The organism is Specibacter sp. NPDC078692, from assembly GCF_040686835.1.
Classification (GTDB): domain Bacteria; phylum Actinomycetota; class Actinomycetes; order Actinomycetales; family Micrococcaceae; genus Specibacter.
In genome coordinates this window covers 22,363-29,182 of sequence record NZ_JBFBLV010000039.1, presented here as the reverse complement: position 1 = coordinate 29,182, position 6,820 = coordinate 22,363, and the positions used below count along the sequence as shown (strand labels likewise).

Below are 6,820 nucleotides of genomic sequence, written 5' to 3'. Positions count from 1 at the left end.
ATGTTTGCAGCCATCGCGTTTGTGCCCACATTCCTGCAGATGTCCACTGGCACCTCAGCCGCCGTCTCCGGACTGTTGATGTTGCCCATGATGGTGGGCCTGATGGGAACCTCCATCTGGTCCGGTATCCGCATGTCCAAGACCGGCAAGTACAAGTCGTTCCCGATCATCGGTTCAGCGCTGACCATCCTCGCCATGCTGTGGCTGACCACGTTGTCCGCCGAGACGCCCATCTGGATCATTTGTGCGCAGCTGTTTGTCTTCGGAGCCGGCCTCGGCTTTATCATGCAGATTGTAGTGATCGTGGTGCAGAACTCGGTTCCGCCGGCCCAGCTGGGTACCGCCACCAGTACAAACAATTACTTCCGTGAAGTAGGTTCTGCGTTGGGCGTGGCCATCTTCGGGGCCATGTTCACCACCCGTCTGGCCCAGGCGCTGACCGAGGTCTTCATCGCTGGCGGCGCATCGCCGGAAGAGGCTGGTGGTGCGATGTCCACCCTTGACCCGCAGGAGCTCCACAAGTTGCCGCAGGTCATTCAGGACGGCATCGTCGACGCCTACGCCAACTCCTTGGCACCGGTGTTCTGGTACCTCATCCCGTTCATGGTGGTAGCGCTGGTTTTGGCCCTCTTCATGAAGGTCATTCCGCTCTCTGACACCTCCGGCATGGTGGCTCGCGGCGAGGCGGTGGGTGGTGCCGAAGCTGAACGGCTGGAGGCCGAGCGCGCTGCTGGCACCCCGGTCACTTCCGCAGCGCAGGGTTCCAACACGCTTCTGCTGACCAAGGATGCGCCGGACGATACCCCGGACAGGCCGTAAAGCTTTAGCAAATGGCGCGTGCCGCCGTCGTACTTCTCAAGGTACGACGGCGGCACGCGCCATTGGTGGTTAACCGACCCTTTGCGCTGAGCCACTAACGCTCCCTCTGCAGCCGGCAACGATTGATCGGTAGTTAGCCACCAAAGTCGCGGTGTAACTACCGATCTCGGGGCTAGCCACCGTTCATTTGTCGACGACTTGCGAAGATGCGCGATTTACCCCACCCGCAGCCGCTTACGCAACCCCCTCCGGCACGAGCACGGCACGAGCAGCCTGTGGTTGACTCGGTTACTGGCTATTGAAGGGGGCTGCGATGGATTACGACACAGTTGAGCTGCTGGTCGGTGCAGTTTTGGCGCTGGTGCCAGTTACTGTTCTGGTGGTCGCGGGATTGTGGTGCCTGAAGGCGCCCGCCAAACGAATGCCCTGGTTCTTTTTCCTGGGCCCAGTGTCTTCATTGATTTACAGCTGGACGGCGGGATCCCTGGCACTGACTTTGTTTCCGCCACCCTATGACGCTTACTTTGACAGTGGCCGCGGCTTGGATCTACGTGGCATGATCATCGCTTTCGGAGCCATGGCGGGCGGGGCCGCAGGAATCGTGACATCCATAGTCTTTGGCGTCCTGAACCTGATTCGGCAATGGATCCGGTCGCGGACAGCGGCTAGCGCTCGAAGTGTGGCTCCCCGGCAAAGGCCAGAGCCCGCTGAATGCAGGCGAGATGGCCGGGGCGCAGAGGCGGCAGCTCGTCGATGGCGAACCAGCCCACGGCGAGGGATTCGTCGTCGTTCACGCGGGCGGTGCCGCTGACATGCCGGCAGATGAACTCAACGTTCAGGAAGTCGCAGACATCGCCGTTGGGGAACGTCACCGGACCCACTGATGCGACCCCCAACAGGTGCTCGATCCGCGCCACCACGGCTGTTTCTTCAAAGATTTCACGCACTAGGCCCGGACCTGGTTCCTCCCCCGGTTCCAGGATCCCGGTGATGAGCGCCCATCCGCCGGTGTCGGAACGTTCGCCGAGCAGGACGCGTCCGTCGTCGTCAAAGACCACGCCGCGTACTCCCGGCAGCCAGAGCGGTTCGTGGCCGATTTTCTTGCGGAGGTTGACGATGAAGTCCGGTGATCCCATGGATTCAGCCTAACCTGAGCGCAACCCACACGGTCCCGCTGCTTAACTTCACCCAAAGTGTTCGAAGCTGCGTACCGTTTGCCCGTAACCACGCGCAACTCCATAAGTGGCGCGTGGTTACGGATTAACGGTGCGCAGGGGCAAAGTGGCGCGGATGCGAAAGGCATCCGGTTCACGCGGCCACGCGGGCAACGGGCATATCCGACGACGGGGCCCAAGGCGGCAACATCCACCGAGACGGCTGTGCTGCCTGCGTTACGGCGCCACCGGGCGGCCCGAGCACCGCTACAGCGTGGCGCCATACTAGTTCAAGCGGGCAGCACCAGCATGGTCACCAACGTACCAGCGAGCATCGCCGGGCCAAACGGGATGGCAGATTGTGCTGTGCCGCGGCGGCTGACGATCAAAAGAACGCCCCACAGTCCCCCTGCCACAAAGCCAGCGGCCACCCCGAACACCACATGCTGCCAACTCAGAAATCCAAGGAACAGGCCCAGAACCCCGGCCAATTTCACATCCCCAAACCCCATCCCGGCCGGATACACAACCCAAAGCAGCCAATACAGCGCCGCCATGGCGAGTGCGCCGCCCGCGGTCCGGAGAGCATGCCCGGGCGTCCCTGCCAGCAACGCGGCCGACACTAGCAATACCCCGGCAATGGGGTACGCCGGCAGCACATAGCGATTCGGGAGGGTGTGGGTGCGGATATCAATGACGCTCAGCACCACCGCCAGCCACAGCAGATAGAGGCTCGCGGCTAGGGCACAAAGCAGCGCCAGCGCATTGCTCTCCCACAGATCCATCAGCCGAGTGACCATAGCGCGATGCTACCAGCGCCCCGGCCGCCCGGTGCTGGCTGCGGGGCTAAGCTGTGGATATGAGCGCCACCTCTTTCACCGCCGATACTTTTCGACATCTCTGCCGTTCCTCGCCCTGGCGTTGGCAGACCCTTCGCTTTGAGCTGCACCGAAAGTTTCCCATCGCGCCCGACGGCGGACCCGGGAACAGTTGGGTGCCGGGATCGTCCGCGGGGGTGAGCGATCCTGTCCTGGCGCTGAACTGCTGGGTGCGCCGTCCCGGTGCGTTGCGCGTGGAGACCCTCGACGGCAAGCTGTTAGCCAGCACCACCAAGATTAACGAGTCGCGGGATTCGCTGTTCATCAGTGGAAACCGCAAGCCGTGGCTGCTCCCTCCAGCCCTGGTGAATCCGGTGAAGGACTCCGATGGTTTCGTGGTTCGCCGTCCCGAGGCGCTCTATGGGGAACCGGCTTATGGCTCCGGCCGGGCTGCCGCAGCGCTGGACCCGGTGGAATTGGCCGGAGAGCGCCCCGTCCCGCTCGAAGCGCCTTTCGCCAACGTTGCTGAAATTAGGGACATTGCCACCCTCAGCCATCAAGGACGGGCGGCAGTTGAAGCTGTTCTGACACCGAACACCAGCTACCGGCCCCTCTTCGCCGATGCTCCCCTGCTATTTCCGGGACGTACCGCTGTTCGGATCGACATTGAAACAGGCATTTGTGTGGCCTCGCAGTCCTTAGATGGCGAAACGGCCGGTGCCGGGCATTGGATGGTGCTGCAAGGGATTGACGAATACATGCTTGATGACCTCTTCGAGGAGGTCAGCATGGGCCTGACCGATGTCCGTTCCCACATTCCTTGGGATCTAGGCCCAACAGCTTAGATGCTGATCCTCACCGAGTAGTCTCTGGGCCCTGCCGATGAATTCGATGTGCCACTTAACGTTCATGCCGCCGCGGCAAACACCAACATTAAGTGGCTGCTCGAATTCAGGCAGAGTTTAGATCTCGGCGCGCTCCAGCAACTCCGTCACGAGTGCTGCGATGGGCGAGCGTTCCGAGCGGGTCAGTGTCACGTGGCCAAAGAGCGGGTGTCCCTTGAGTGTTTCCACCACGGCAGCCACGCCGTCATGCCGTCCTACCCGCAGGTTGTCGCGCTGGGCGACATCGTGCGTCAGCACGATCTTGGAGCGCTGACCAATACGGCTCATGACCGTCAGCAAGACGTTCTTCTCTAGGGACTGCGCTTCATCAACAATGACAAAGGAATCGTGCAGGGAGCGTCCGCGGATGTGGGTCAGCGGCAGCACCTCCAGCAAGCCCCGTTCCATGATCTCCTCCATCAGCGTGTCTGAAACCACCGAGCCGAGCGTGTCAAAGACCGCCTGCGCCCACGGGTTCATCTTCTCGCTTTCGGAGCCGGGCAAGAAGCCCAGTTCCTGCCCGCCCACAGCGTAGAGCGGTCGGAATACCACCACTTTGCGGTGTTCGTTGCGTTCCAACACGGCTTCAAGACCGGCACACAGCGCCAAGGCGCTCTTACCGGTGCCGGCCCGGCCGCCCAGAGAAACTATTCCTACTTCCGGGTCCATCAACAGATCCAGGGCCAGCCGTTGCTCTGCGGAGCGCCCGTGCAGACCAAAGACTTCCCGGTCCCCACGCACTAGCCGGACTTGCTGATCTGCACCGACGCGTCCTAACGCCGAGCCACGGTTGCTGGTGATGACCAAGGAGGTGTTGACCGGCAGCACGGCGGCTTCGGGGACGGGCACCGCCTCATGGTTGTACAGCGCTGCCATCTCTGCTTCGGTGACCTCGACCTCATCAACTCCGGTCCAGCCCGAATCCTGCACCAGCTCGTTGCGGTATTCCTCCGCGGACAGCCCCAGCGCGGAGGCCTTGACGCGCATCGGTACATCTTTGGAGACCACCGTGACGTTGTGGCCTTCGTTGGACAGGTTCTTGGCCACGGCCAGAATGCGTGAATCGTTGTCCATCCCGCGCATACCCGGCGGCAATACCTCGAGGGATACGTGGTTGAGTTCTACGCGGAGCGTGCCACCGTCGCGCCCTATGGGAACGGGGGAAGCTAGGCCGCCGTGATCGGTGCGCAGGTCATCCAAGAGTCGCAATGCCGTGCGGGCAAAATAGCCCAGCTCAGGATCGTGGCGCTTGCCTTCCAATTCGGAGACCACCACGATCGGCACCACCACCTGGTGTTCGGCGAAGCGGGTGATGGCACGGGGGTCAGACAACAAAACCGAGGTGTCAATGACGTACGTGCGCAAATCCGTCGCGGTGTGCGCAGGTTCTGCATGCTGCTCAAGGTTCATGGTTTCGACCACGTTACGCTCCAGCCCTCCGGACTCGCAAACGTCCGGATCTCAATCGGTACGTCGGGCGGAGTTGCCCTCCGTTGACTCCAAGCTACGCCGCCTCAGCAGCCACGCAGGGAGCCACGCCACAACCAGAGGTGAACGTTAGGCAACGCTTTAGCCAACGGCCAGAGGAGGCTGCCAGCCTGCCTGCCGGGTCCTTGCGAAGCCGCGCTAAAGCACCACTCGCGTGGCGGGCGGGCGTGGTGGGTTCAGGCGCAGCCAGCCGTTGAAGACGACGGCCAGCACCAGCACACCGACAGCAATCCACAGCGCATTCAGGTCCAGTGCAAGGTAGGAAAAACCGCCCACGATGGAGCCTGTGGTGAGCGAAAGCCACAGCGTCAGGTACCGCAGCCACAGCCGTTTTTCTCCGCCGGTGAGCGCGTTGGCTATGTGTTGGCCCATCTTCACCAGGGTCCCGGTCATGTACGTCAGGCCAATGCTGACCTCGCCGTCGCGCTCGAAAATGACGTTCTCGGCGCCCATTGCCAGCGCCATGATGGCCGGCGCCAACCAGCCACCCAGCCCTAAGTTGAAGAGGACGACGGCGGATGTCAGTGCCGCTGTCACGTACAGCAACACCGCCATGCGCTTGCGGGACGGCACTATGCGGCGCAGGATCGATGCACTCACCACACCTGTCAAGAACGCTGCCACGAGTCCAAAGGCCAGGGCGAACCCCGTCCAGTTACCCTCGGCCAAGGCTGTCCCGCCGCGGGTGGAGTTGCCGCTCATAAAAGAGACGAAGTAGCCGCCCAGGTGGATGAACCCTACGGCGTCAACAAATCCGGCAGCGCTGGAGAGAATCGCAGCCAAGAGCATCTCGGAACGGTAGTGACTATGCATGAAACCGGGGGCGCTAGCTGCCGAAGCGGCGGCTGCGGCCAGCGTAGTCGCGCAGAGCTCGCAGGAAGTCGATCTTTCGGAAGGCTGGCCAGAGTGCTTCGCAGAAATAGAACTCGCTGTAGGCGCTCTGCCACATGAGGAAGCCGGAGAGGCGCTGCTCCCCCGAGGTCCGGATGACCAGATCAGGATCGGGCTGGCCACGGGTATAGAGGAATTTGGAGATGTCATCGACCGTGAGGGTGTCGGCAACCTCCGCCATGGTGCGCCCCTCAGAGTCTGCGTATCGCATGAGCTCACGGACGGCGTCGACAATTTCGCGCCGGCCGCCGTAGCCAATGGCCATGTTGACGTGGATGCGTTCCTTCGCCGGGACGCGAGCTGTCAGGGAGGAGAGGCGTGCGGCTAGGTAATCCGGCAGCAGTTCCGGGGCGCCCATGGCGTGGACGCTGATGTCGGCATCAGCGTCCAGCAGATCCAGGGTGTTGGCGATGATGCCCATGAGCTCGTCGAGCTCTTCTGGAGAGCGGCTCATATTGTCGGTGGAGAGCATGTAGAGCGTGACAACTTTAATGCCCAGATCCTGGCACCAGCCCAAGAATTCTAGGATCTTATCGGCACCAGCTTGGTGGCCCTGGCTGGTGGGGGCGTTGAACTGTTTGGCCCAGCGTCGGTTCCCGTCCACCATGACGCCAATATGGCCGGGGACGCTGGACAGATCCAGTTGGCGAGCCAGACGCCGCTCATAAAAGTTGTAGATGAATTTAGGCATTCGCAAAGACGCGGTGGAAACCCCCATGAAAGTGCACCGGACCTTTACGAATCATGGCCCTGCGGCCTTACGAAA

7 protein-coding genes are annotated in these 6,820 nt (G+C 62.0%); 2 read left to right on the top strand and 5 right to left on the bottom strand.

The window, feature by feature from the left end:
• Nucleotides 1-819 (top strand): MFS transporter (locus AB0O97_RS18455; RefSeq protein WP_363884648.1); only part of this gene is annotated, 819 nt, incomplete at its 5' end.
• Nucleotides 820-1,484: 665 nt separating this feature from the next.
• Here the strand turns inward: AB0O97_RS18455 and AB0O97_RS18450 are convergent.
• Nucleotides 1,485-1,955, bottom strand: coding sequence for an NUDIX domain-containing protein (locus AB0O97_RS18450; RefSeq protein WP_363884647.1), 471 nt, complete (start codon nt 1,953-1,955; stop codon nt 1,485-1,487).
• A 308-nt stretch (nt 1,956-2,263) separates the two neighbouring features.
• Nucleotides 2,264-2,773 carry an A24 family peptidase gene (locus AB0O97_RS18445; protein ID WP_363884645.1) on the bottom strand — a complete coding sequence of 170 codons (510 nt, stop codon included), beginning with the start codon at nt 2,771-2,773 and terminating at the stop codon, nt 2,264-2,266.
• Nucleotides 2,774-2,832: 59 nt separating this feature from the next.
• On the opposite strand from AB0O97_RS18445, the gene AB0O97_RS18440 reads away from it, so the two are divergent.
• Nucleotides 2,833-3,636: a hypothetical protein gene (locus AB0O97_RS18440; RefSeq protein WP_363836962.1), complete on the top strand. Its 804-nt coding sequence runs from the start codon at nt 2,833-2,835 to the stop codon at nt 3,634-3,636.
• A gap of 117 nt (nt 3,637-3,753) precedes the next feature.
• Here the strand turns inward: AB0O97_RS18440 and AB0O97_RS18435 are convergent, their stop codons facing one another.
• From AB0O97_RS18435 to AB0O97_RS18425, 3 genes are all read right to left on the bottom strand, one after another.
• Nucleotides 3,754-5,085 (bottom strand): PhoH family protein, encoded by a 1,332-nt coding sequence (locus tag AB0O97_RS18435; protein WP_363838132.1) that lies wholly within the window; start codon nt 5,083-5,085, stop codon nt 3,754-3,756.
• Between the two features lie 216 nt (nt 5,086-5,301).
• Nucleotides 5,302-5,952: a YoaK family protein gene (locus tag AB0O97_RS18430; protein ID WP_363884643.1), complete on the bottom strand. Its 651-nt coding sequence runs from the start codon at nt 5,950-5,952 to the stop codon at nt 5,302-5,304.
• A 37-nt stretch (nt 5,953-5,989) separates the two neighbouring features.
• Complete coding sequence (locus AB0O97_RS18425) at nt 5,990-6,751, bottom strand: isoprenyl transferase (RefSeq protein ID WP_363884650.1); 762 nt, start codon at nt 6,749-6,751, stop codon at nt 5,990-5,992.
• Between the last annotated feature and the right edge of the window lie 69 nt (nt 6,752-6,820).